Consider the following 26,922-nt stretch of genomic DNA (forward strand, 5'->3'; position numbering starts at 1 on the left):
AATCCTCCCAAGTTATAAGTTATTAAACTATTTCAGACTGTCATATCGTGCTACAGCTTCTGAATTTGCTCATAATAAATACTCATCTGTAAGAAGCTCATACCGACCAATGGAATGACCAGATACAAAAAGATAAGGGCATACATAGGTGTAAATCCAATGGTTCTCCCCCATGATGCTTTGACATCTATCATTTTGCTGTACTCCTGTTTGCGTTGTTCAAAATAAAATGCCATCATGCTCTCGAGATCATCGAAGGCTTCACGTATTGAGATTTTGCCAAGGGCAAGCTGCAATTTATCAACCAGTCGCTGGAACTCGGGCAAGCCCGCCTCTTCCTTTAATTGTTCAAGTGCAAGCTCTGGTCCATGTTCAAAATGCAACAAACATTTTTGCAGCGGGCGCTTGAAAATGACGGCAAATCGATTAAGCCATTCCAATATCTCCTCGACTGACATCCGGTCCATCTCACGCAAAATGGAAATCACCGTCTGAAATTGATAGATTTCATGCCGCATATCCAACCTTCGCATTTTCCGCTGAAATAACATGAGCCATACGGGCATGTAGTACCCTGCTGCACCCATAAGAATGGCTATAATCATTTCCCACCAGCGTACATACTGCTTGTTATACACCTCAAGTTTCTGCATAATGCGCGTGATGGTCTCATTCTGGGTATCATGGTCCAGCTGAACGGGAGATAACTGTTGTAACGCTTGGGAGACTTCTTCGTATGTAGCTCCTCGGTTCATTTCTACACTCTCCAGCACGGATTGATCCAATGCTGTTTTTTCCTCAGCTTTCCTGAGATCCGCTTCAGCCATTGCACCAAACATTCGATCATCCCGGATCGGATCATGCAAGATGTGGTTACGTTCAACCTGATGCAACAGCAAGATGCACCCCATTGTAAGGACCAAACAACCTGCGAATAACATCACGCGTCGAATGGCAAGCCATTCGTATTTCAACTCTGAGCTGCTCTCCCTCATGAGCCGTATCGTTTGACTGTATTGTGCACTGCCGGGTTTTGCTGCAAACAACATCGCCAATTTTCGTATGAAGGCCTGCTTGTACAGTAACTGATCCAACCATGAATGCTTATGCCCTGACCGGTAACGTGTATCATCGTATTGCTGGAGCCTTTGCAGAAGCAAATAAGCAAGGATGATGATGACATAGATTGATATTTTGGTAACAAAACCGATTTTGCTGCGATAAAATTCATCCATCGTTGGGAAACTGACTCTGGCCCAGCGTTCGATTGGAGCGGTGAACAATACCGGAGCGAGCGCGATGATATTAAGTCCTTTGAGCAGGTAATCCAATTTATCACGCCGCAAAATCTCCAGATGAATCTCCTGAGTCAGGTTACCCAGTCCTTTAAGATAGATAGACCCTTGTTCTCTGTCCTTATCCCCGAACTCCATGACCATATAGGAAACGCCGGCGAATCCTTTGAGAAAACGGTTGGGTGCTACTTCATAATAACGCTCAAGTGCTTCATTCGGATCTGGAGAAGTTAGAGCTTCGTAGATCAGTCTTACCTGTTCTGCTGCTTCTCCTGTACCTGCTTCAGCGGCTTCATAGAGTGCTTCCTCAACCATGCCATGCTGATGATACCGATGCCTTACATCTGCAAAGAGATCCAACATCTGCACCAGCAACCTTTTCTCCATACGACTGAGACACATATCCAATACCAGGCTGTTTAGCACCACAGCAAAGAGCACTGACAATATTACAAAAGCGATACCCGGCTGCAGAAGAAACAGAATGACACTTATGCCTCCATAGCCTCCCAGGATAATGAGAACCACTGTCATCGTTAGTCTTCGAAGTGAAGGCTCATCCCCCACATGTCGAAATGAAATACGCTTCTGCACTTGTAGAATATAGGCTGATAGCAGTGGCACTTTCATTCCAAAGCGGTAGGAATGCAACAAGAGTGATCCCAGTCCCTTGAATCTCTTCCCCCCGGAAGTTAGAATAACGCCGGATTGACTTGTTGGACCACCTCCTCTGCGACGTAACATACTTAAAACCAGAAGTGTGATCAGCAGCCCTCCTGCACAAATACTTAATACGAGGAGCAGAATCCATTTAATTGTCATGCAGATCACCCCAGTGTTGCTTCATAAACTGTTCAAACTTCTCGGCATCCTGTAATGTCATCTGGTCTCGCATATCCACCATGCTTCCAGAGGAGATTGGAGCTGTTGCAACATACGCTCCATTTCTGTACTCCACAACATTACGAAATGTAAAACCTGCCCTCTCTTCCACACTGTCACCTTGATTCGCACGAGGAAGACATTCCGTAATACGTTCGATATATCTTCGTCCCTCAGCATCTTTTTTCATATGAACATCGAAATTGATAACACTCACAACCTGCTCCTCAGCAATATGCTCATGCTGGAACATACCTGTTTTGAGCAAGGAATTACGGAGGGAGAAAACCAGATCACGAAACGTTTTGGCATGGTGGGTAAACAGGGTGAACAGACTGGCAACCTGAGACATTTGAATCATCCATGCGGCCACCTCATCACTCGCAACCTCACCGAGAATATTGACGGTTCCATCCGTTTTTTTCTGCAAATCAAGCCCTTGTTGACCTGAAATGTGTTCGGTCTCTCGGAAACTCAAAATATTACGTCGGCTATAGATCCGTCTTAATTGAAGTTCAAACGCCATCTCTTGCACCCGAAGGGTATACGATGCATAGATGTGTTTGACCATGGCCATAAGCAACGTCGTTTTACCAGAACCCTGTGCTCCGGTTACAGCTGTGATCCGGCTTCCTTTCATCAGGTATTGAAGCAATGTAATTGGCAGATCTGCGTTGTTACCCGTAATCAACTGTTCAAGTGAGGCATTCGGAATATCGAACTTCCGGACGAAGAACGCCCATGATTCTGCAAAAGGAGGACGAACAACAACGACACGGGAGCCGTCTTTCATCTCGTTTACCTTGTATCCACTTGCTTCCGACAACTGTCCGGGATAATTGTATTTGTATATATTCTGGCATACCCTTTTCAGTTCACGAATACTGCCGAAGGATAGAAAGGATAGATGAATAGACTTACCTTTATAGAAAATCCAGACACTTTCCATTCCGCTAAGCGGTTCTTCATGTGCTTCATCCTCCAGTCCTTGATCCAGCAAATCATTCCAAGATGCCGGTTTTCGAAATCCCATATTATGAACAGTGTCCAGCATACCGCTGACACCACCACTAACGCCGTCAATACGTTGGTCCCTTATCTCATCAACAACCGAGAACCCTTTATAATGCTGATAGATACGTTGCACGATGATATCCGTCTTTTCTCTAAATCCAAGCTCTTGATATTCGCACTCGAAAACATACTGAATGTCTTCCTCGGAAATATAATAACTCCCTCCGTCCTCCGAACCCTCCTCCATTCTCAGCTTGCCAAGATCGTAGGTATCAATCATTCGGGAGAGTGCATCCACACCGAATTGCTGTCGGTACAGATAAAACACAATTTCGAATCGGTCCTGAATCGTCAACAAATCTGGTTCTGCAAACAAAATAACTTCATCTACATTTGATTTGTTCAGTCCTATGCTTCGGGTCAGCAGATCCCCTATCAGATTTTTGACATACGTTTTGTCGCTGATACTGCCTGAGACACAGCCCTTCAGCGCTTTTCTCATCTCGGCACGTTGATTGATTCTTCGACGATATTCTTCTTCGTGCAGACCTGCATCCGCGAGCTGACTATGACTAAGCTCATGAAGTGAGTTCTTCACCTTCTCAATCAACATGTCAATCGTGAATGATTCCTGTTCAGGAACACGAGCATTCTTTTCACGAAGAAACGTTCTATACTTGAACCAGATATAAATCAGGCACAGAATCAAAATTAAACTTATCCATATGGTATTCCAGAGCATCGGAGGTTCAGGCTCCCCTTTCCAGCCTCTTCAGAACCGTGCGCATACCTGCGCCGTCCATAATCAGGCGAGCGAGTTCACTCATGCTTGCAGCAAGGCTCCCTTTGCGAGTATCCTTATTTTCACTCAAACTCTCCAACTGCAAGTACTTTGCAACATCTCGCCGATTCATTGCATCCAGATATCCGGTTGTATACGGTATAGCAGATATCGTCCCCTTGTATTTGAAGCGGCGTCGAATATTGGAAATGGTCGCACGTGAATGCGGATCGTATTTGTTAATTACAACATGTTTATTCCGATTGTTCATTCGTTCTGGCAGGATCTCTTCGAAGAACAACTCCAAATTTCGCATATTTTGATCAAGGTTTATTACAACATAGTCCGCCTGTTGCAGCATGAGCTGCGAATCCACACCGGATTGATCCGCATCCAGAAGAACCAGATCATAATACTCGTTAGCTACTTTCAGCAGCTTTTTCACAGTCTCATCATGTTCCTGCGAGGAACGTTCCATCTCATCAATTCTTCCGGTTAGGAAATCAAGTCTTTCCTTCAAAAGTGGCTTGGTATAATCCCTGAGATTGTGTTTATTCAGACTTCCGCTCGAATGCAGCCGTTCAACCGCATCCCAGCCACCCTCTTCGAAGGAGAACATAAAGTCCGCTGAATCCGTATCTTTGGATGGTAGAGCGGCTTCTGTGCCAGTTCCGGCAAGGCCTGCATTAACAAGTAACACTCTTGTCCTGTAGTGAAGTGCCATCGCATAAGCACTAATTAATGTGCTTGAAGTGCAGCCTGTTCCTGCAAAAGGGCTCCAAAAGGTAATGGTGCTCATGCTCTCATCCTCTCTGCTTCTTTCATCGCACGGCGACTACGAACATTTTCCCAACCTGTTAACTGCTCGACCACGCGACACAACGATTTTTTGTAATTTCGTGATAGAGGACCCAGATGAACGCGGCGATGATGCTCATTCTCAAGCTTAACCGCTGCTGTTAACTCGTCCCACGGAAGCACTAAGGATTCTCCTGTCCACACAAACGGACCGCCCTCCAGATACGTCCACAGATAACGAGCTTCAAGCTTGCAGTCAACCCCGTTAATGAAGAGCCTCTGAAATGACAGCTCACCAGGTAATGACTGTTCTTCAAGCAACCGCTTCAACCAGCCCTTGCCACGTTCCAGATTGTAACGCTCATAATCACTCACCCAGACTCTTACATCAGCGGTTAGCCAGAGATTACGTGAAGCAAAATGTGAGGTCTCCATGTCATATAACACATAATCATAACTGTCCAATCGCTCTCCATTTACTTCAAGATGATTCTCTACAGCTGCTGAAGTGACAAAATGACAAGCGATATCAAATCCCTCAAATTCCGTAATTCGCAAAGACTGCTGACTGTCACCCACGCCGTACCCATACTTCTGTTGTAAGGTTCCATCTACGAGCAAGACTCTGTTGCCTGTTGAAGCCAGTATCTTGCAAAGATACAACATCAGATCATTCTTCTCACATAAACCTGCAAAGATCCATGTATGCATAGATGTTACAGCTCCCTTCTTTTTTTCTCAAACTTGCTGTTATCTGAATTATTCTAAAGTAAACCTAGGATTTCGCTCTATTCTCCGCCCGTTAGCAAGCTCTGTTGTTCTGTTTGTGAAGCTTCAGCAGGATCATATACGTTTCCAGAATTAGCCCCTGATCCGTTTCTTGAACCATCATTCCACATCACGCCATCCGACGTTGCCGGATTATTGGCTGATGGACGACTGTTATATGTAACTGAGGATTGTGCCACATCCTGTTCAACCCCTTTTGACGGTGCTGTCACGGAAGCGGCCAGTGAACTTTCAAGCGAACTTCTCACCTGTCTGGATAACTCCTGTTCGGCTCGTCGTACAATATTCGGATCACTCTCCAGCAGTTTTAACACTTCTGAATTGGCAGGATACGTTGCGATTGCAGGTGTCTGAAACTGTGGTTCTACATAGGTTAAGGCATAGATGGAAGCTTTATGTAAATAGGCATCTACAATTGCACTTGAGAGTGACAGAATCTCTTCCTCTGTCATCGTAATCCATAAGGTAGCTGCATTGAGTCGTTCCACTTTTTTCTTCGATAAAAGAACATAGTCCTGTCCAGTGGGGAATTGGATACGAACATCAATAATATCTCCCTTAACGAGTGAGGACGGCAGTAATACAACTTGCAGCTCTCGATTTCTTAAATCAGGCGGAGCCGGTGTATCCTCATATACCATCTCAGTGGTAATGGCTGTTCCTTTTTTTAACTCTATTTTGGCCACTTGGCCTTCCATCTGCTTGGTACTGGACCAGAGATTTCGCGGTGCTTGTGCATCCGGAACAGCAATGAGCTTCAGATCCTCCGGTAATATCGGTTCACCTGCTTCAATATCCCGAATGGTAACCCAGCCTTGTGCCCCCAAATCCCATTGTTGCTTTAATTCAGCTTCCTTTTCCTCATATGCCGATAAATATCGGGCTTCTACGGCTGACCTGACATCCCCCATCGTTTTGACATTGTAAATAACATATCCTCCGAACACCAACCCTACAGCTCCTGCTCCGATAAGTCCGGCATAGATCAGTTGACGGCTTTGTTTTCTTAATTTAGACAAAAGAGGCTCTCCTTTCGTAATCTCTTCTAATCATGTACTTTCCTTCGTGAAAAGAACGACCGTTTCTTGGGTTGTTGTGCCATCATATGCATTAAAATATGTGAAAACACTTTATCCATCTGTGTGTCCTTGTCAAACGGATCAATCTGTAACGGCAGACTATATACACTCGATGTATCCAGAGCTTTACGAATGCGCTGAACTGCTTCACTTGCTGCGAGGGGCAGACAATATATCCATTTCTCTTGTGGATACCGATGATGTGATCGAACAAAAGCGCCAATCTCCGCCTGTCTCCATTCGGCACCTGAGCCTATCACAATAGGCAGATCTGCACGCAGGAATTCTTCCAGCCGGTTCTGGTCCTGACCACTACCGAGATCCATCACGATGAATTGATAACTCCCCCCAAGCAAAGACAAAATATCCGCTCGCCCGGATTGTTTCCAATAATGCACACCATCCACTGCAAACTGTCTGCCTGTTGGCACCGGTTTACCCGCTTGAGCGATTTGTTGGATTCTTGCAAAGGATTGAGAACGAGGTGACATTTCAATCACAGCTACTTTGAAGTTTTGTCTTTCGAGATAATGACTGATAGCTATAGCAGTGTGGGTAACCCCTACACCAGATGAAGCACCAGTCAAGGCAATAACTCTTGTTCCGCCATTCAAGGTCATGGTTGCATCTCCACCGGGCGTTATTCCACCGGGTATTCGGAGCAGTTCCTTCCGCACCTCATCGGCAGATTGGAATCGCTCCTCGGCATTATATCTCAACAGTCTTCTTGCCACAGGGATGTACGTCCGTGGAACATCACTCCGGATAGAGCTTTCCACACCCTGAATCCATTCCGTGTAGGCCCCGCTTGTCATAAGATACAGCAGCAATGCTCCGAGTCCATATAGATCTGAACGCGCATCGGTCTGACCCGAGCCATATTGTTCTGGAGCGGCGAAACCAGCTGTTCCCAACTTAACGGTATCTTCGGCACTTTGCGGTTTGTAACTTCTGGCGATGCCAAAATCAATTAATCTTACTTCATGTTCCGGGGTGATCATGATATTTGATGGTTTCAGATCCCTATAGATGACAGGTGGATTCAGATTATGCAGATAACTCAACACATCCAGTAATTGAAGCACCAGCTCCGTTAACTGCTCCATCGGGATCTTCCCGCGGTACTGCTTGAAATACTCACTGAGCGTTAACCCTTCGATGTATTCCATCACCAAGTACGTGTACCCATCTTCATCCGGAACAAAAAAATCAACAATTTGTGGCAATCTTGGATGGCGAAGTGATGTCAGGAGAGCGGCCTCCGTCTCCATGCTGCCTTCATATGGCATAACCGTTACACTTTCTTTAATTGCCCATATCTTACCCGGCAACTTCAAATCCTCCGCCTCGTATACATGGCTCATTCCGCCTGTTCCCAGAATGGATACGATACGATATCTACCTCCCAGCAGGCTTCCGCGTTCCAGCCTGGCCGGATGTCTCATACCAATTCCTCCTTCAATACACAACAAAAAAGGGAAAGCTTCACCGAAGAAGAACAGACCGGATATCCGGTTTCGTTCACTTCGGGATGCTTTCCCTCAGGTTTGTTATGGTTAATATTGGTATCATTATAGTACAGGCAGGAATAGATTGTAAAGCACAAAATTTAATGAGCTTAATCGAATCAATTTCATAATACCTTTAACTGCTTTAATCAAGGCTAGATCTCTTAATATTTGACCATATAAAGTGTAATCTCTTCCCGGTTATGGAACAACTGCTTGGAACGTTGAATCTGCATCCGCGAACGCTCAAACGTATCGATAACATCCTTGATAAGTGCGAGCGGTTTTTTATGCAATAACTTCACGGTAACAATCGCTGTTCCCCCAGGCTGAAGGCTATATAGAAGATCCGACACAAGTCGGCTCATCAGCTTCGGACTCCAACTCATATCACATACGAGCAGATCGAATTCTCCTTCGCGGAAACGAACATCCCCTGCATTCTTTTTCAAAAAAGTCAGTTTGGGTGATGCCAGCAGCGTTGCATCCATCTTCGCCGGATCTACCGCCGTTACTTCAAGCCCGCGTTCAAGCAGGAACGAGGTCCATCCACCTGGTGCAGCGCCGATATCGAGTGCTTTATGGAATGAAGTAAAGTCGATGCCAAACGTTTGCTCGGCTTCAAGCAATTTGAACTTTGCCCGCGAGATCTGTCCGTCTTCTTTTTGAAAACGTACGGCTCCCCCGCTCCAGTCTGACAGGTTCTGTTCAGGTCTGGATATGCCAGCATACAACATATCATTCGTTGCAAATACAGAAATGACATATTCAGCATCACGTACAACCCATTCACAGCCTAACTCATCCAGCTTTTCAGTTAGCAGTTGCTTCAATGAGGCTGCATTTTCTTGCCAAAAGGCCCCTTCTGTCTTCCGTACCTGTAGCACGACAGAGGCACCGTTCAATTCCTTATGATTCAACACAAATGCAATCAATTTCTCAATAGACTGCTCTGAATCTTCTGTATTCTCCTGAAACTGAACAGGTTGAATATGACGTAAAAACGTTGGATACTCTGCCCGCAGCTTATCTGCAACTTCTTCCTCCGCTACAGGCAGACCCGCAAGTAATATTTCTCCTGGTACGAGTACCGTGCTCTTCACCGCACCAAACGTACGGCGCAACTCTTCCTGTGCATAAGGGGCAAAGCCATGATTGGCTGTGCAGATAAAACGGGAGAAGTTGCCTTCTTCCCAAGACGATTGTGTACTCAAATTGTGTTACCCTCCAGAACGTACGCGTATCCATGGACGACCATTATCCCACTGGATATCGACCGGAACATCGTACGTATGCTTAATTGTATCTTGTGTCAAAACTTCATGTTTGGGGCCAGCCGCAGCAATACGTCCATCGCGGATCAAGGCCACATGCGTAAATAAAGGTACGATCTCTTCAACATGATGTGTTACATACACAACTGTAATGTTACGTTGGCGCAGACGATCAATCTCAGCCAGCATTTTTTCGCGTTCATATAGGTCTAGTCCGGCACAAGGCTCGTCCATAATCAGCAATTTTGGCTCAGCCATTAATGAACGAGCAAGCATGACTTTTTTGCGCTCCCCTTGGGATAACGTTCCAAGTGGGTTGTTGGCGAGGTTGGCAAAGCCCATGTCATCTAACAAACTCATTGCCTTTGCTTTTACTTCATCTGGAATGGTCTGATAAAAACGCAAAAAAGCATAAGCTCCTGTAGCGACGACCTCCCATACCGGATCTCTTGGTGTGAGTTTCTCAATCAACGTTTGGCTGATATAACCGATTTCCTTACGTACTTCCCTTACGTCACATTGTCCATACAGATTACCAAGTACTTCAATGCGTCCCTGGCTTGGAAACATATATCCGTTCATCATTTCCAGCAACGTTGTTTTTCCAGAACCATTCCGACCCAGAATAACCCAATGTTCGTTTTGTTCAATGCGCAGATGCACGTTATCCAGAATCTGATTCTTTTCTCGTCTAAGTGAGACATGTTCCATTGAGATAATACTCATTTCAGCACCGCCTTCCGGATCTCCGAGAGTAAATGCTCCACAGAGCTCATCCGATAAACCATTTTTGGAACGTCTTGCTGGCCGTCAAACAGCATCACGGCGGGTACACTTGAAATTTGAAATTTTTGTACAAGTTCAGGAATGTCATGGATGTTCATTTCGGATAAAATACCTTCTGGCAGCATATGCTCTACTACTTCCAACATACGCCGTGCTGCCGCACATGTCCCACATAAAGGGGTATATATAAACACAGCCTGTGGCATGCCTTCCCATACGCCGCGCATTAACATTTTGGATGTAATTGGCTTCATTAACTTTCTTCTCCCGCAGCAACACGCAGCATGACTTCACCGGTCATTGGACCATTATGAATGGTTACCGAATCGGGTTTATTGCTATATAACATCTCGTACATCTGGCGTTTTCCAAACATACTGGACGTATGCAAATAGATTTCACGTGGAAATAAACCTTCTCGTACGATGGATGCCGCAACCTCACCGCCACTCGGCGAATCCGGACCAAGCTCATAATCCAGAGACAAAATGTCTACGTCACCTTCTCTTAGCAGCATCAGGCACTCTTCTGCATTCGTTGCCAGAACAAATCCTTTCGGACATGCCCGATAGTCATCCAAAAAAACATGCATACAATCGCTCCTCTCCCCATTATAACCAGGAACGCATGAGCGCTATATCATCACGGTGCGTTCCATCTTCGCCCGTTTCTGTCTCGAGCACAACAACTGCTTTTTGGAACTCAGACGCCTTTAACAATGCTTTCATTGATTTATTTCCGATATATCCCTGTCCGATCCTCGCATGTCTATCCTTACACGAACCAGACGCATATTTGGAATCATTAAAATGTACAGCAGCAACATTATCCCAGTATCCGAGCATCCTGCCCTTATCAAGCATCGCCGCTTCGTTGCCTGATGACCACAAACCTGAAGCAAATGCATGGCATGTGTCAAAACAAAAAGCAATATGCTCCGGATATCGGCTTAATTTGCGAATCTGTATCATTTCTTCCATTGTCGTGCCCATCGGGCCATGATCACCTGCCTGATTCTCAAGCAGTACCTTCGAATGACCATTCCAATTCTCCAAGGCGGTATCCAGACAATGAATGAGGTTCTGATAACCCTCCAGCGGATCGTTTGTTTTGATATGTCCAAAGTGGACCACCGTCCCAACAGAACCGCAAGCATTCGCAATTTCAAGATCATTGCGAATAGAAGCTATTGTAGCATGAAACCCCGCCTCTCCACGGGTCATGCCCAACGCCGGATTCGTAGGATAAGGTGAATGGCCAATCGAAGCCAGTCCATGCTGTTCACACCAATCCCTGCACTGCTCAGCATCCTTGAGATCCAGATTTTTCAGACCAAGACTACGCGGGTTCTTCAGAAAATACTGAAACGCCGTTGCCCTCATCGCATGTGCTCTCTTGGCTGCCTGAAGAAATCCACCCCTTGTGCTGACATGTGCCCCGATTCCGCTGTTAGGCCTCATGCTGGCATTTCGGACAGAAGAAAGCCTTCTTGCCCGTAATTTCCACTCGTTCAATCGTTCCCCCGCAGCGCGGACAAGTCTTGCCTTCCCGATCGTATACGCGACATTGCTCGTCAAAACTTCCTGTCTTCGTATCCCCTTGCATCAGCGGCATTTCCATATAACCGCCCTCAGAAGCTGCTTCACGCAACACGGACTGCATCGAATGGAACAAGCGCTCCGTCAGCTCAGGTGAAGTCGCGATGTTCTGCGTTTTGGAGCTTGGTCTCAGACCGGCAGCAAAAGCAATCTCATCTGAATAACAATTGCCGATCCCCGCAATAATATGTTGGTTTACCAACGTTGTCTTGAGCGTACCCCGGCGACCTTTCAACAGGGAAGCAAAACGTTCCACGTTCATCCGTCGATCCAAAGGTTCAGGTCCAAGATCAGACATCGCCTCTTCGGTTTCTTTCGAAGTAAGCAGATGTAAATAACCCAAGCGCAGTCCAATGAAGAATAAAATGTGATCGCCAAACTGGATTTCCACTTGCGTGGAACGATCAGGACGTTCTTCTTCCGTGCCCCAGAAAATCATACCGCCGAGCATGAGGTGCAGCACCAGACGTTTGCCATTAGCCAAGTGGAAAATCAAATGCTTCGCTCGGCGCTCAACAAATATGATGCGATTACCTGTAAGTTCATTGATGAACAGATCAGGCTCCGTATTTATCGTTTTATTGCGGTTAATTACAACACCTGTAATCGGTAGATCAAGTATTTTCTCGGACAGCAAGGTCCGGTAATTTTCCATTTCCGGCAGTTCCGGCATCGTACATTACCCCTTTTTGGAAGCTTGGTCTGCCTCTTGCGACAGCCACTTCATCAATTTATGCAAATCTTCAAACACATGATCAGGTCGAGCCTTGGCTGCTTGAATGTGTCCATCCATATTATCCCGTGTTGTCACACCGGTAAGTACCAACAGCGTCTCACACCCTGCTGCCACTCCCGCTGCAATATCGGTTCGCATATTATCTCCGATCACTGCCACTTCATGAGACGCCAGGTTTAGCCGGCTAATGGCTGACTTCATTATAACACTCGATGGCTTGCCTATAACTGTAGGATGAACTCCGGTCGCTGCTTCAATTGCTGCTCCAATAGTCCCAGCCCCAGGTGTCAGTCCATCATCGGAAGGAAGCTGCAGATCCGGGTTGGTCATGATGAATTTTGATCCCGCATTAATCCACCTTAGCGCCTTGGTCAGTTTATGATAGGAAAATTCCCGATCAATCCCCTGTATCACGTAATCTGGTGCATCTTCCGTCAGCTGTAGTCCTGCTTCTTCTATGGCTTCCAGCAGTCCTGCTTCTCCAATACATGCCACTTTTGCACCCGGGGACTCTTCAGCAACATATTCAGCAGCCGCCACAGCAGAAGTACATACTTGAGACGCGTCGGCAGGTATGCCCATCCCGTTCAGGTGATCTGCCACACCTTGTGGTGTACGGGAAGAATTATTGGTTACGAATAAATACGGCTTTCCTAGCTCCTGCAGTGTTCGAATAAGCTGATCGGCTCCTTCGATACGATGTCTGCCATGATAGAGCGTACCATCCAAGTCAATCAGATAGGCCTTAATCACACACAGCACTTCCTTTCTTTATTCCATTAACGTTTCATGTCCTTAATCATTTTCCTCGAACTTGATCGCGAACCTATGTATTCAGGCAAAAAATAATGGATTGCTGACATATGCACACAACAAGTCGAACCGGATCGAACACCGACGGTTTAACTCGCGCGTCTTCTGTACAAGCTTGTCATTTCCTGCGCTTTCCCGGAAAATAATTTGAATCATTTCCCTCTTCATATTGCCCATCCTACACGCTTTCTGACCAGATTGCAAAAGGGACCGCGGGAGTTCCTCTCCCTCAGTCCCGTACAATTACCCGGATCTTTATATGACGTGTTTAGCCGTGCACTGGTTCGCAATCAGGATTAAGATTCTTGCTTGCGATGCACGACAGGAATAAGCTGGTGTTCGTTTGCAAGTCTGGTATTCGGGAATACGGACTGCGCCTCTTCCAAAAGTGGCTGAAGTTGATCCTCATCTTTATAGCGTGAACTGAAGTGAGTCATAATCAATTGCCCTACATTGGCTGATCTAGCCGCTTCTGCCGCTTGTTTAGAAGTACTATGATAGTACTCATGCGCTGTATCGGCCAGATCATGCATGAATGTAGCTTCATGCACAAGTACATCTGCATTGATCGAAAGTGGCTGTACGTTGTCACATGGACGTGTATCACCCAATATGGTGATCACCATACCACGTTTTGGCGCTCCCAATACATCTTCTGGACGAAGCGAATCACCGTTATCCAGCGTAATGGTTTCTCCACGTTTCAGCTGACCGAACAATGGCCCTGGTTTCAAACCGTATTCCGCCAGTTTGGCTGGGTCCAGGCTTCCTGGACGATCTTTTTCCGTGATCCGGTATCCATAACTGTCAATCCGATGCTCAAGCAAAGCAGCTTCCACGATAAAACTGTCATCCTCGAACAGGACCCCGCCCGTATGCTCCACGATATTCAAATCATAGTTCACCCGGGATTGGCTAAGCTCCATTGTTGTACTGATCATTCGTTCCGTGCCTGGTGGACCATATACCGTTAATGGTGTGGTGCCACCTTGATAGGCTCTGCTCGAAAGCAGTCCTGGAAGTCCAAATACATGATCCCCATGCAGGTGAGTAATGAATATTTTCTCCAATTTGCTTAGTTTAAGCGGCGAACTTAAAATCTGGTGCTGCGTTCCTTCCCCGCAGTCAAACAACCACAAAGCTCTGCGCTCATCCAACATGCGTAGCCCAATGGAAGTTACATTCCGTTGAAGCGTAGGTACACCAGCATTAGTTCCCAGGAAATATAGTTCCATTCTGGATCGCACCTCTTTCTGTTGCCAGCAAAAAACCTCCGACAATGCGGAGGGCTTTGCCTGACACTCTACTGAATTTATGCCTTCTCTACATTAAAATACTTAGCTTGCGGATGGCTGAATACCATCGCTGATACGGAAGCTTCAGGTTCCATCATGAAACCTTCCGTCAATTCCACACCGATATCCTCGGGCTGTAGCAACTTGAACAACGGCCCTTGGTCTTCCAGATCCGGACAAGCCGGATATCCAAAAGATACCCTGATCCCTTGATAGCGTGCACCGTGACGTTGCTTCATGGTCATCTGGGCAGAATCCGGGAATCCCCATATATCTCTCATCATATGATGCACACGCTCAGCTAATCCCTCTGCTACTTCGAGCGCTACGGATTGAAGAGCATGCGAGCGAAGATAATCCCCTTGATCTTTCCACGCCGTGGATAGTTCACGCACACCGTGTCCGGCAGTAACAACCATAAAGCCAACGTAATCCATTTGACCGGATTCAACAGGTTTCAGGAAGTCGGACAAGCACAGGAATGGCTCGACTTTTTGACGCGGGAACGTAAAGGTATGCAAAATATTGCTGGTGTCCTTTGGATCATAGATAATGATACTGTTACCACTGGATTGAGCCGGGAAGAAACGATACATGGCATGCGCCTGAATTATCCCGTCACGAACAGCCTCTTGCATAATATCATCCACAACTGCTTTCAGGTCGGTAGCCTTCTTATCACCTGAGGCAAGCAATTGCTCAACTGAACCGCGCAACCCCAGATGGTGTCCAAGCAACATCTGCATGTTCACGTAGGGCAGGATATGTGATAACGGATAGTTACGCATCGTATGCCGCTCCAGATCAGGCGGGACAAGAACCGGATTATCTACAGCAATATCCGAACGTTCCACTCGCGTTAGCTCTGGAAGCGCCTGAACAGCTACAGCTCCTGAAGCATCAGCTTCTTTCTCAGCTTCCATCTCCAGTTGCATCGCTTCACGTGAAACGGGATTCATCAATTTGTTTGCCAGATCCAGACCATCCATCGCGTCTTTGGCGTATACAACCATTCCGTTATATTCAGGACGGATACGGTTTTTGGTGAATTTACGAGTTAGCGCCGCGCCGCCAACCATAATAGGCACATCAATACCTGCTGTTCGCAAATCCTGAGCGGTAAGAATCATCTGCTGCGCTGATTTTACCAATAGACCCGAGAGGCCGATCGCATCGACTTTTTCTTCTCGGTATGCCTCAATGATACGTTCTGGTGGTACTTTTATACCCAAATTAATGATCCGGTAACCGTTATTGGACAGGATGATCTCAACCAGGTTCTTCCCGATGTCATGCACATCGCCCTTGACCGTGGCGAGAATGATCTTGCCTTTAACCGAAGTCTCGTTCTTCTCCATGAATTGCTCCAGATATGCTACAGAAGCTTTCATAACCTCCGCACTCTGCAACACCTCAGCTACAATCAACTCATTGTTGTTAAAGAGACGACCTACTTCCTCCATCCCCCGCATAAGTGGACCGTTAATCACTTGAAGTGCTGTGTATTTGGCAAGTGCCTGTTCGAGATCCGGCAGCAATCCTTCTTTGCTTCCTTCCACAACATATGAAGCGAGACGCTCTTCTAATGAAAGGTTCGAGATTTTTTCCTTCTTCTCAACCTTCTTGTTACGGAACGCCGCTACGAACGCCGCCAGTGTGTCATCATTTGTGTTATATAAAAGCTCTTCCGAGAGCCTGCGTTCTTCTTCAGGAATGGACGCATAACGCTCCAGTTTCTCTGTGTTCACAATGGCATAGTCGAGACCTGCTTTCGTACATTCATACAAGAACACAGAGTTCAGCACCTCACGACCTGCTTCAGGCAGTCCGAATGAAATGTTACTGATCCCAAGTATCGTATGACATGCAGGCATTGCTTCCTTGATAACTCTTATCCCTTCAATGGTTTCTTTGGCTGAACCGATGTACTGTTCATCTCCGGTACCAACCGGGAACACCAACGTATCAAAAATCAGGTCTTCTGGTTTAAGTCCATATTTGTTCACCAGCAAATCGTAAGAGCGCTTGGCTACGTCAAGCTTGTCTTCCCGACTAATCGCCTGACCCCGTTCGTCAATCGTTCCGACAACAACCGCACCACCATATTTATGAAGCAAAGGCGTAATCAGCTCAAATTTCTCTTCGCCATCCTCAAGGTTAATGGAGTTAATTATCGCTTTACCTTGCGAGTATTGGAGGGCCAGATCAATTACTGAAGCATCTGTCGTATCAATCATGAGAGGAACCTTAACTTTTTTAACAACCAGTTCAAGGAACTTCACCATGTCTTCAGACTCTTCACGGTCCGGGTCTTGTACACACACGTCGACAATGTGCGCTCCATTTTTCACTTGAGCACGAGCAATTTCTGAAGCTTCTTCATATTTCCCTTCTACAATGAGTCGTTTGAATTTCCGTGATCCCAGCACATTCGTACGCTCACCAACCATGTATGGGCGATTGTCCTGTTCGATGTAGATCGGTTCTATACCAGACAATGCCGGTGGATGTGTTCCGTTCATTTCTCTTGGGGGGTACTGGGCAAGTGTGTCGCGCATCGCCCGAATATGTGCAGGGGTTGTCCCGCAACATCCACCAGCAATATTCAACCAGCCCTGTTCGGCAAAAGCACCAATCTTCTGAGCAAGCGAGTCTGGTGACTCATGGTAATTACCATTCTCATCCGGAAGACCCGCGTTCGGGTAACAACTAACGGCAACAGATGCCATTCCAGAAAGCGAGCGAATGTGATCACGCATGAACTCCGGACCCGTAGCACAGTTTAGTCCTACCGAAATTGGGTTAAGGTGTTCTAAGGATATATAAAAGGATTCGATGTTCTGACCCGCAAGGGTCGTCCCCATCGGTTCTATCGTTCCTGATATCATCAGGGGCAGTGTAACGCCACTCTGTTCGAAAGCCTGCTGAATTCCAATGCTGCCTGCTTTTACATTGAGGGTATCCTGTGAGGTTTCGAGTAGTAGCGCATCAACGCCTCCCTCTATTAAAGCAAGCGCTTGCTCCAAATAACTGTCGATAAGTTCCTGGAACGTTACTCCCCCAGTTACAGACAGTGTTTTGGTTGTTGGTCCCATCGCACCTACCACATAACGTGGAGATTCAGGTGTAGAGAAACGATCAACTGCAGCTTTCGCAATTCTGGCTGCTTCCAGGTTGATCTCGCGTGCCCGATCCTGAATATCGTACTCAGCAAGCACAACGGATGTGGCACCAAATGTATTGGTTTCAATTAAATCGGCGCCCGCCTCCAGATATTCTTCATGAATGCGCTGGATCAGTTCTGGACGAGTAAGCACTAACATTTCATTACATCCATCCAGATCTTCGCCGCCAAAATCTTCGCCAGTCAGATCAACTTGTTGAATCATGGTCCCCATTGCACCGTCGAGGATTAATATTCGTTGTTTTAATGCATCGTGTAGACTAATCTTATCCAATATCTTCACCCCCGCAAAACGTTAAATATTAGTTTAACAGAAACTTACTTAATGTGAAAGATCGGGTTTGGTCCCGAAAGATGGCGTGTTTGCACGAATATAAACGGAATTTGAGAATCGACAAAAACAGAGCAATCCGATATAATTCAATTAAACCAAGTGGAAAAGAGGGAAAGAACATGGCTGAAATTGTTATCCGAAATACGAACGAACGCATCACTGGTGACGAAAATGTTCGAAATTTCTTGAACAAATACGACGTATTATATGAGAAGTGGGATGCTTCCAAACTGAACACTGATCTGCAAAATAACTTTGGATTAACGGATGAACAGAAAACCGAGGTTTTGGAAACTTACGATTATGAAATCAGAGATTTGGCTGCACGTCGCGGATACCAGATCTGGGATGTCATCACGCTGTCCGAACAAACACCAGATATCGAAGAAAAGCTGGCCAAGTTCGAAGAGATCCACACCCACGCTGAAGATGAGATCCGTGCAATTGTCGCTGGTAAAGGAATCTTTGTTATCAAAGCTACAGATGATGTGGGCTACTTTAATGTAGAACTGTCTCCTGGAGACGTTATCTCTGTGCCTGAGAATACACCGCACTTCTTCACATTAATGGAGAACAAACAAATTATTGCTGTACGTCTGTTCATCGAAAAAGATGGCTGGATTGCAGATCCATACCCTGATCCCACATTTATCAAACAAGCCTAACACTCTCGTGTTACAACTTGCTTAACCAAAACCCCTGTTCAATTGAACAGGGGTTTTCGCATATGCATATGGAGAGTAGTATCCAACATCGGTGAATTATATAAAATAATGCGGGTATTTTGCCTTTATCGATTCCTGTTCAATAACAACTAGTCTAAGATGAGCTTCCATCACCTGAACAGCTTGCTCGGTCTGACGCTCTGTGATAAGACGATAAATCTCTTTGTGTTGGGAGATAATGACCTCCAGGTTGGAGTCCTCGGCTAGACGTAATAAACGCAACCGATTAAACGGGATATTCAGCTGTTGCAACATTTTCCACGTTCTCAGCTTCCCTGTGCCCTGAAATAAAATCTGATGAAACTCTTCATCCAGTTCGAACAGTCGATAGAAATTGTTTTTCCCTATACATACTTCCTGCATTGCAATGTTGGTTTCGAGTCTGAATCGGAACTCCTCAGGAAACGAAACACAAGCTAAAGTCACGATCTCCTTCTCCATCTTCTCCCGCATAAACCTGCCTTCTTCCACATGCTCCAGATTAATATGAGAGACGATCGTTCCACTCTGGGGAATAATGTCCAGCAGTTCTTCTTCAGCAAGCTTCATGAATGCTTCTCTAACGGGTGTTCTGCTCACCTGCAGTTCATCTGCAATCTCTTTCTCTGAAATCTTGGTACCTGGCTTAAGTTCCAGATGAAGAATTCGTTCTTTTAACAGGTTATATGAATATGCCCGGGTCGAGCCTCTAATTTTTTGATTAAGTGACATGCCTAGACCTCTTTCTCTCAGCCGTATTCATTCATCTTAGCACAAATTACCGTTCCACTTAAATATCGGTGTGAAACGGTAATTTGGCCAACATCAACTATGTTATTGCTTATTTTCTTTGTAGGCTTTGTACGTGTCATTTGCCAGCTTCAGATAATTAGATAATCCTTGACTATCCAGCTCTTTGGCAAACGTATCGAATTCAGACAAGTCCCGCTCACCCAAGATAAATTTAAGTGTATTCTGGTCAGAATAGTCTTTCAGTGGTGTACTCAGAAGCGTCACCCGTTCACGGTCTTCTGAAGAGTAAGGAATCGGTGGTTCTGCCGGGATCACTTCCTTGGTATCCTTCATGTCTTGCTGGAATTTCAACTCTTCTTCACTAAACATTGATTGCAGCAGATCTGTGGTACCACCGTAAGCAAATACTCCACCAGAGAAACCAAAGTCAATACGCAGATCCTTCGTGCCTTTAGGATTCAAGCCATTGTAGTTCACATCTTCTACCAATTTACGTTTTCCGTCCTCTTTGGTAAATGTTTCGCCTTCAACGCCCCATTTGGCAAACTCTTGACCCTCATCACTGTAGTATAACCAATCCACAAATTGCATAATAGCTTTGAAGTTTTCGCTTTTTTGAATTTTCCCAGATATCATGACACCGTTCTCAAGTCTGGAGCCGGACATTAATTGCCCCTTTGGTCCACCTGGTACTGTTATCTTCGCAACAGAGTATTTACCTTCTCCCAGCGTTTTGTTCATATCATTTCGGTGCAGCACCACCGTTTGGGAATTACCATTAATCATGAATGATTTGCCGGATACAAATTTTTGTACAGCCTGATCATCATCCTGTGTGAAACTTTCTTTGTCCAGCAATCCTTCGGATACCAACTTGTTAAAGTACGTTAGCATTTCCTTATACTCCGGCGTAGTAGCCGTGTACACAAATTCATCCTGATCTTCCTTATACGTCAATCCGTTACCAAAACCCCATCCAGCTTTGGTGCCAAAGCCGGTAGCAGCGATGTTTAACGTACTGTTGAATTGGAAGCGATCCGAGAATGGAATGGAATCCGGGTAGATCTCTTTCAGCTTTTTGGCTGCATCATACAATTCGTCCCATGTGGTCGGAATCGCGATGTTATTTTCTTCAAAAACATCCGTTCTTACGAGTAGTGTGTAATCTGGCCATACTTCTTCATGCAAACCCGGGAGTACATAGTACTTCCCATCTTCCTGTCGAAGTCCTTCAAGTTCATCTTCCAGACCCCATTTTTCCACTTTATCCTTGAAGTTGGGCATCAAATCAATATAATCGCTAATCGGCAAAATCGCACCGGAGGACACAAATGCAGACTCTTCACCAGGGTACGTTTTAGGAATAACCAGTGGTGCATCACCGGAGCTAATCAACAGAGATCTCTTCTGGGCGTAATCACTCATGGGTACAATCGTTGGCTCAAGCGTAACACCCGTCAGTTCGGTAATTTTATCAAAAAGTAACCAGTCCTTTTTATATGGATAACTAGGTTGATCACTATATAGTATGGAGAGATTAAATGGCTCGGTCGCCTTGAATGTATCCCCTACATTGTACGTCTCCATAGCTGCCTTCGTTTGAACTTCTGTGACGTCACCTCCAGCTCCGGTACCGCTGCTACATGCTGCCAGAACAACGCTCATCATTGTTGCCAACACCATTTTACCAATTAAGTTACGTGGCTTTTGATTCATTTAGGTTATCCCCCTGAGTTTGGTTTAGGTTGAACTTACTGTTTAACAGACCCTAACATGATACCGGTTACAAAGTATCTTTGGACAAATGGATAGATGGTGAGTATCGGCAAGATGGTTAATACCATCGTTACTGACTTAATATTGGCAGCAATCTGTGTCAGGTTATCAGCTGAGGTTGCACCGGCAGATGCCCCGCTTGTCGCTCCTGCAATCATATTGCGCAAATAAATGGTGACCGGGAACAGTTCTTTTTTGTCCAAATACAGAAAGGCTGGGAACCAGGAATTCCAATGACCTACTGCGTAGAACAGCACCATGGTTGCCATAACTGCTTTACTAAGCGGCAAAATAATGCGTAACAAGATCCCGTAGGTGTTCAACCCATCAATGGAGGCAGCTTCCTCCAGTTCTTCAGGCATATTTTCAAAAAATGACTTCATGATCAGCATGTTGTATATGCTAATTGCCCCAGGTACAACAAGTGCCCACATGGTGTTGTTGAACCCAAGGGAATTAATCAACACATAGTTTGGAATCAATCCACCACTGAAGAACATGGTGAATACGGCGAACATCGTCAGAAACTTGCGACCCATCAACCTCTTTTTGGACAAGGCATAGGCGAAAATAGTCGTCATAAACATCGAGATTAACGTACCTACTACAGTGTAGATAATCGTATTTTTATAATTAGTCCAGAACATGCTGTCACGTGAGATGGTCTTGTATGTCTCCACATTGAATCCTCTTGGGAACAAACTAACCTTACCCGAATTAATATAGGACTCACTACTGAAGGATTGTGCCACGACATTTAAAAATGGATAGAGCGTTATAAATACCACGAACAGCAGAAAGATAACATTGAATACTTTAAATACCTTGTAAGATCTGGATTCCTGCATGATGCTCCTCCTTTACCATAAGCTTCTTTGTGTCAGTCTGCGTGAGATGGCATTTACGGAGAACACCAGAATCAGACCGATCAGCGATTCGAACAAGCCAATTGCGGTAGCATAACTGAAGTTACTGGATTCCAGTCCCACCCGATACAGGTAAGTGGAGATCACATCAGATGTCTCGTAGATAAGCGGATTGTACAAGAGTAAGATTTTTTCAAATCCAACAGCCAGGAAATTACCCATGTTCAAAATCAATAACGTCACAATCGTTGGTAAAATCCCTGGTAACGTTACATGAATCGTTTGCTTCCACCGATTGGCACCATCGATACGCGCAGCTTCATACAAAGAATCATCAATGGTTGTCAGTGCAGCCAGATACAGAATCGCTCCCCAACCCATACCCTGCCATACCTCAGAAGTGATATAGATGGTTCTGAACCATTCAGCCCGCTGCATAAAAGGAATATTGTCTCCGGTGAAGAAAGCTACCAGTCCATTAATGGAACCATTCACTGCTGTCAGCTGCAGGATCATACCCGCAACGATAACGATGGACAGAAAATGAGGCAGATATGACGCGGTCTGTACAAACTTTTTGAATCGTTTACTCTTCACTTCGTTAAGCATCAAGGCAAAAATGATTGGAACCGGGAATGTAAAGAGCAATGCAAGTCCGCCTAACATCAGCGTATTACCGAATACTCTCCAGAAGGTAGGGTCCTCAATGAACATTTTGAAGTACCTTAATCCAACCCACGTTTCTCCAAATATACTTCCCCCGGGAACAAAACGTCTGAACGCAATCACATTACCAATCATCGGTCCATATTTGAAAATAAGGAGATAAATGATGGGAAGGATTAATAGTGAATACAGCTGCCAGTCTTTGCGGAACAAAGTTGCTGCCGTTCGTAATCTGCTCTCTTTACGTAAAGATGTCATGGTTAACGTTGTTTTAGCGGTTTCCGACTCCATGTGTTTTCACTCCGATCCAGGACTTGATAAGTAAGAGTAATTCATGTACATTTCCCATCGTTTCTCCTCTTGTAGAAGACAACAACTCCTTTAACTTCACCCCCACTACGAAATAGATAATTGCTAAATGTAAGCGATATCAATTTGATGTATTATGTAGAATCACACATTCCAAGGTGCTTCACATCATTCATTAGCACTTACTAAGTGGTGTGGTCTCCAAATCGAAACAAGCTTTTTCAAAATATTAAGCGCTTACAATCAATCGAAAATAATAAGTAATAACTCTCTGCTTCCATTTTAATGAAGTAAGTCAAAAAGAAATTGCTTTAGGACAATCCAAATACTAGTCATACTAGTATGTTAGTTATATTCTAATCCAGCTTCCCCCTAATTTCAATAACTTTTAGTAAAAAAAATGGAGATCTCTTTTAACAAGGTAATTTAGTCAACAAGCTCAAATAAAAAAACATTGGTAACTTCAAGAACGATATCATCGTTCATTGAAGCTTCCAATGTTTCAGGGTGCTGAGGAAAGATGTTATAGCTGATCTGCTTAGAAATTAGCAATAAGCTGATTTAATTCCGATAAATGCGTTATTTCATGGTCTGGCGCATACGTTTCATTGTTGGTCTTATGATCACGGTTAATCCATACGGATTGAATGCCAGATGATAAAGCACCACGAATATCAGTCGTTAACTTGTCTCCAACCATCATGCTCTCTTCGGGTTTAACACCCAGTTTACTCAAAGCATGTTCAAATATCGACGGATCTGGTTTTCCTTTTCCGAAGTTACCCGAGATAATAATCTCATCAAAGAACGGAGTCAATTCAGGTACACCATCCAACTTCTCTTGTTGCAAAGCAGGACAACCGTTCGTTAACAACAACAGTTTGTACTTTCCTTGTAACTGACGCAAGGTATCCATCGTTTCTTCGTATACATGAGGTCTGGATCTACGTTCTACTCCAAACTGTGAGGCCAGTTGTTCAGCAAGATCTTCCCGATCTATACCCAACTTCAACAAGCCACGACGCCAGGATTCTTTACGGTAAACTGGAGCAAGTTGTTCCAATTGACGGAACTCGGGTTGATCCCCACCAGTAAAGTTAGCCCAAAGGCCTTCAAACGGGTTGATTCCAATCATTTTGGTAAAAGGAAAGGTTTCATATGATTCATACAGCCCACGTGCCTCATTACGAACAGCTTCTTCAAGTTCTTCTGGTTTGACCCCAGTCTCTTGCGCTGCGATTAGACAAGTCTCATGAAAAGCTTCTCGAACACTACGCTCATCCCATAATAAAGTATCATCTAGGTCGAACAAAATCGCTTTTAACGCCATTCCGATCATCTACCCCTTTATGCAATAATTACTTTTCGACGGTTTCCACGGTGATCTGGTGTGCTTTTGCAAACTTTTGCAAACGTTCTGCAATCGCATCTGTATCATAACGGTTCAACAACTTGGTAAACACCCATCTTTTCCCGCGACTGTTATGTTCGATAACAACTGTACCTGGTTCAATTCTAAATTTGACAATATCGTCAACCCCAATTGAACGTTCACGATTACCCTTCGTCGTTATAATCCGATTACTGCTAATCTTGATGTATGGACGGCGAAGCATGAAGATAACTGCCAAAAATACGTAAAGCAGCATGGTCACCCAGTCCCAAGTTGTCATTGGAGCTTGTACAAGGAATGTGCTCATAAAAAGATACAAAAAGGCGAGACCAATCAAAAATATAGGGAACAAAAGGCTACGTCCCTTAAAGACTTCTTCACCTGGTGTACCCGTGATTGGTTGACCACTTTTTTTGCGTTGCTGATTTAACTGCTTGGAATTTTTCTTAACCGTTCTCTCGAACGAACGCGACATGAGAATCCCCCTTATGTGTCTTTGTATCGGCTTACATAACTGTAAACCAACATTTCCCCCTATAAATTGCACACTCAAAATAAAAGGAAGAAACCTAATATCATAATGATATCATTAGGTCTCGTTAGTGTTTGAGTTTGCCTTGGTGGCCTTTGTCATTCTCATCATCAACAATCTCAATGGTATCCAGTTGTTGTCTGAAATTGCTGCGAATATTGCTCAAATAAATCTCTCTTAGCTCGGCACGTTCAGCAAGTTCTTCCTCCGACAATCCAGTGGACTTTTGCTTACGAGCCAATTCGTTAATGCGTGCTACCAGACTATCTATATCCAAGCTTGTCCCCTCCAAAAATACAAAGTCATATTAACTTTGCCATGATAAAGGCTGCTTGTCAAGCTGACACGCGCTAACACTCATTGACGTGCATTTTATTCTGCAAATTGCGGTAAAGCTAGTACTTGTCCCACTTGGATGGAAGTTGTATGAAGTTGATTCACTTTCTTAATTGCTTCTATATAAATACGTGTATCCATATTCGTCGGTTTATGTTCCAAAGAAATACTCCATAATGTTTCCCCTTGTGAAACGGCTATCTTTCCTCCAGGCAGAACATCATTCTCATTGCCAGCAAATACAGTTAAAACAGTGCTGCATCCAATAAATATAATCAAAGAGGTAATGGCTACCTTTAACATCCATGAAGAAATCTTGAAACGCGCTAAAACCTTCTTGTAGTTCCCTATGTTAGACTTCACCAGTTCCGAATTCATTGGTTCATAAATGCTTTGATAAGTAGAATATCTCATTAAATACCCGCCTCCAAACGTTTGTTCCTATCTATTGAAATCAATATAACACGAACACTTGTTTTGTTCAATAGATTTTCAGAACAATTGTTCGCTTCTTTTTTGAAGGAGAAATTTCTTAGTTCAAGTCCTTTTGCAAAGCATTTGCAGTATTATGCTCTGACTTTGGACAATTTCTGTTCTATAAGTTAAAAAACACTGATTTAATGCTATTTTATTTAGAACTTATGTTTGTACGAACGGAGGTTCTATGTTATAATTTTCCCAAACGTTACTAAAATGGGGTTGATACGGTATGTCGAAGATATCCAGCAGGCAGCAGGCTATTCTGGAGTTTATACGAAATGAAGTCCGGTTGAAGGGGTATCCTCCTTCCGTACGGGAAATTGGTGAAGCGGTTGGACTGGCTTCCAGCTCAACAGTACATGGACATTTGGATCGTTTGGAGAAAAAAGGTTTGATCCGACGCGACCCTACCAAGCCAAGAGCCATTGAGCTTTTGAGCCAGGAAGAATCTGAGCATTCTCATCAATTTGCTCATAGCGTTGCACGTATTCCTGTCGTTGGTAAGGTTACAGCCGGGGTTCCAATCACTGCAACCGAGAACATTGAAGACTACTTCCCTCTTCCTACACATTATGTTGGCGAACAGAAAGTGTTTATGCTTTCGGTAGTCGGAGATAGTATGGTGGAAGCTGGAATCGTTAACGGAGATTACGTTATTGTCCGTCAACAGCAAACTGCTGATAACGGTGATATCGTCGTTGCAATGACTGAAGACGATGAAGCTACAGTGAAAACGTTCTATAAAGAGAAAGATCATATTCGCCTTCAACCGGAGAATGCGACCTTCGAACCTTTACGTTTGAAACACGTTAGTATTCTGGGTAAAGTCATTGGCCTTTTCCGAGATATTCATTAATATTTAACTTGAGTAACATCACTAGATGCAATGAAATACGAAAAGAGGTTGCCCTGATACACAGGTGAACCGCTCCCTGTAAAGT

At 44.7% G+C, this 26,922-nt stretch carries 25 protein-coding genes; 2 read left to right on the plus strand and 23 right to left on the minus strand.

The window, feature by feature from the left end; all coding sequences use genetic code 11:
• Positions 1–50: 50 nt before the first annotated feature.
• From J7E78_RS19000 to metH, 15 genes are all read right to left on the minus strand, one after another.
• Entirely contained in the window at positions 51–2,117 is a 2,067-nt protein-coding gene (locus tag J7E78_RS19000; RefSeq protein ID WP_215077740.1) for a hypothetical protein, read from the minus strand.
• Entirely contained in the window at positions 2,107–3,933 is a 1,827-nt protein-coding gene (locus J7E78_RS19005; RefSeq protein WP_215077741.1) for an ATPase, T2SS/T4P/T4SS family, read from the minus strand. Before J7E78_RS19005 ends, J7E78_RS19000 begins: the two co-directional genes overlap by 11 nt.
• Positions 3,934–3,940: 7 nt before the next feature.
• Positions 3,941–4,771 carry a hypothetical protein gene (locus tag J7E78_RS19010; RefSeq protein WP_215077742.1) on the minus strand — a complete coding sequence of 277 codons (831 nt, stop codon included), beginning with the start codon at positions 4,769–4,771 and terminating at the stop codon, positions 3,941–3,943.
• Complete coding sequence (locus J7E78_RS19015) at positions 4,768–5,481, minus strand: hypothetical protein (protein ID WP_215077743.1); 714 nt, start codon at positions 5,479–5,481, stop codon at positions 4,768–4,770. The genes J7E78_RS19010 and J7E78_RS19015 overlap by 4 nt, the downstream gene beginning before the upstream one ends.
• Positions 5,482–5,558: 77 nt before the next feature.
• Entirely contained in the window at positions 5,559–6,578 is a 1,020-nt protein-coding gene (locus J7E78_RS19020; RefSeq protein WP_215077744.1) for an SAF domain-containing protein, read from the minus strand.
• Between the two features lie 26 nt (positions 6,579–6,604).
• Positions 6,605–8,083 (minus strand): serine/threonine protein kinase, encoded by a 1,479-nt coding sequence (locus J7E78_RS19025; protein WP_215077745.1) that lies wholly within the window; start codon positions 8,081–8,083, stop codon positions 6,605–6,607.
• A 227-nt stretch (positions 8,084–8,310) separates the two neighbouring features.
• Positions 8,311–9,360: an SAM-dependent methyltransferase gene (locus J7E78_RS19030; RefSeq protein WP_215077746.1), complete on the minus strand. Its 1,050-nt coding sequence runs from the start codon at positions 9,358–9,360 to the stop codon at positions 8,311–8,313.
• 6 nt (positions 9,361–9,366) lie between these two features.
• Complete coding sequence (locus tag J7E78_RS19035; RefSeq protein WP_215077764.1) at positions 9,367–10,140, minus strand: ABC transporter ATP-binding protein; 774 nt, start codon at positions 10,138–10,140, stop codon at positions 9,367–9,369.
• Positions 10,141–10,142: 2 nt separating this feature from the next.
• Positions 10,143–10,460, minus strand: a complete 318-nt coding sequence (locus tag J7E78_RS19040; protein ID WP_215077747.1) for a thioredoxin family protein — start codon at positions 10,458–10,460, stop codon at positions 10,143–10,145.
• Positions 10,460–10,798: a cyclic-phosphate processing receiver domain-containing protein gene (locus tag J7E78_RS19045; RefSeq protein WP_124115277.1), complete on the minus strand. Its 339-nt coding sequence runs from the start codon at positions 10,796–10,798 to the stop codon at positions 10,460–10,462. The genes J7E78_RS19040 and J7E78_RS19045 overlap by 1 nt, the downstream gene beginning before the upstream one ends.
• Before the next feature lie 19 nt (positions 10,799–10,817).
• Complete coding sequence (locus J7E78_RS19050) at positions 10,818–11,666, minus strand: deoxyribonuclease IV (protein WP_215077765.1); 849 nt, start codon at positions 11,664–11,666, stop codon at positions 10,818–10,820.
• Positions 11,656–12,477: an Fpg/Nei family DNA glycosylase gene (locus J7E78_RS19055; RefSeq protein ID WP_215077748.1), complete on the minus strand. Its 822-nt coding sequence runs from the start codon at positions 12,475–12,477 to the stop codon at positions 11,656–11,658. Before J7E78_RS19055 ends, J7E78_RS19050 begins: the two co-directional genes overlap by 11 nt.
• 6 nt (positions 12,478–12,483) lie before the next feature.
• Entirely contained in the window at positions 12,484–13,293 is an 810-nt protein-coding gene (locus tag J7E78_RS19060; RefSeq protein WP_215077749.1) for a TIGR01457 family HAD-type hydrolase, read from the minus strand.
• A 356-nt stretch (positions 13,294–13,649) separates the two neighbouring features.
• Positions 13,650–14,588 (minus strand): ribonuclease Z, encoded by a 939-nt coding sequence (gene rnz / locus J7E78_RS19065; protein ID WP_215077750.1) that lies wholly within the window; start codon positions 14,586–14,588, stop codon positions 13,650–13,652.
• Positions 14,589–14,665: 77 nt separating this feature from the next.
• Complete coding sequence (gene metH, locus J7E78_RS19070) at positions 14,666–18,106, minus strand: methionine synthase (protein ID WP_215077751.1); 3,441 nt, start codon at positions 18,104–18,106, stop codon at positions 14,666–14,668.
• A 179-nt stretch (positions 18,107–18,285) separates the two neighbouring features.
• Here metH and J7E78_RS19075 point away from each other — a divergent pair, with 179 nt between their 5' ends.
• Positions 18,286–18,831 carry a cupin domain-containing protein gene (locus J7E78_RS19075; RefSeq protein WP_215077752.1) on the plus strand — a complete coding sequence of 182 codons (546 nt, stop codon included), beginning with the start codon at positions 18,286–18,288 and terminating at the stop codon, positions 18,829–18,831.
• Between the two features lie 96 nt (positions 18,832–18,927).
• Here the strand turns inward: J7E78_RS19075 and J7E78_RS19080 are convergent, their stop codons facing one another.
• From J7E78_RS19080 to J7E78_RS19115, 8 genes are all read right to left on the minus strand, one after another.
• Positions 18,928–19,602, minus strand: a complete 675-nt coding sequence (locus J7E78_RS19080) for a GntR family transcriptional regulator (RefSeq protein WP_091020712.1) — start codon at positions 19,600–19,602, stop codon at positions 18,928–18,930.
• Positions 19,603–19,704: 102 nt separating this feature from the next.
• Positions 19,705–21,339 carry an ABC transporter substrate-binding protein gene (locus J7E78_RS19085; protein ID WP_215077753.1) on the minus strand — a complete coding sequence of 545 codons (1,635 nt, stop codon included), beginning with the start codon at positions 21,337–21,339 and terminating at the stop codon, positions 19,705–19,707.
• A 35-nt stretch (positions 21,340–21,374) separates the two neighbouring features.
• A complete protein-coding gene (locus J7E78_RS19090; protein ID WP_036613592.1) occupies positions 21,375–22,247 on the minus strand; it encodes a carbohydrate ABC transporter permease in 873 nt (290 codons plus the stop codon).
• Between the two features lie 12 nt (positions 22,248–22,259).
• The gene (locus tag J7E78_RS19095; RefSeq protein ID WP_339177159.1) at positions 22,260–23,189 is read right to left on the minus strand and encodes an ABC transporter permease; all 930 of its coding nucleotides are present in this window, start codon (positions 23,187–23,189) and stop codon (positions 22,260–22,262) included.
• Between the two features lie 589 nt (positions 23,190–23,778).
• On the minus strand, positions 23,779–24,570 hold the full coding sequence (locus J7E78_RS19100; RefSeq protein WP_215077754.1) for an HAD family hydrolase: 792 nt from the start codon (positions 24,568–24,570) through the stop codon (positions 23,779–23,781).
• Between the two features lie 28 nt (positions 24,571–24,598).
• Positions 24,599–25,108, minus strand: coding sequence for a hypothetical protein (locus J7E78_RS19105; protein ID WP_215077755.1), 510 nt, complete (start codon positions 25,106–25,108; stop codon positions 24,599–24,601).
• 124 nt (positions 25,109–25,232) lie between these two features.
• A complete protein-coding gene (locus J7E78_RS19110; RefSeq protein WP_017688036.1) occupies positions 25,233–25,442 on the minus strand; it encodes a DUF896 domain-containing protein in 210 nt (69 codons plus the stop codon).
• 95 nt (positions 25,443–25,537) lie between these two features.
• Positions 25,538–25,915 (minus strand): LysM peptidoglycan-binding domain-containing protein, encoded by a 378-nt coding sequence (locus tag J7E78_RS19115; RefSeq protein ID WP_091020706.1) that lies wholly within the window; start codon positions 25,913–25,915, stop codon positions 25,538–25,540.
• Positions 25,916–26,210: 295 nt separating this feature from the next.
• Between J7E78_RS19115 and lexA the strand changes: the two genes are divergently transcribed.
• Positions 26,211–26,837 carry a transcriptional repressor LexA gene (lexA, locus tag J7E78_RS19120; RefSeq protein WP_017688034.1) on the plus strand — a complete coding sequence of 209 codons (627 nt, stop codon included), beginning with the start codon at positions 26,211–26,213 and terminating at the stop codon, positions 26,835–26,837.
• Positions 26,838–26,922 lie beyond the last annotated feature (85 nt).

The sequence above is a fragment of the Paenibacillus polymyxa genome (assembly GCF_018614975.1).
Classification (GTDB): Bacteria; Bacillota; Bacilli; order Paenibacillales; family Paenibacillaceae; genus Paenibacillus; species Paenibacillus polymyxa_E.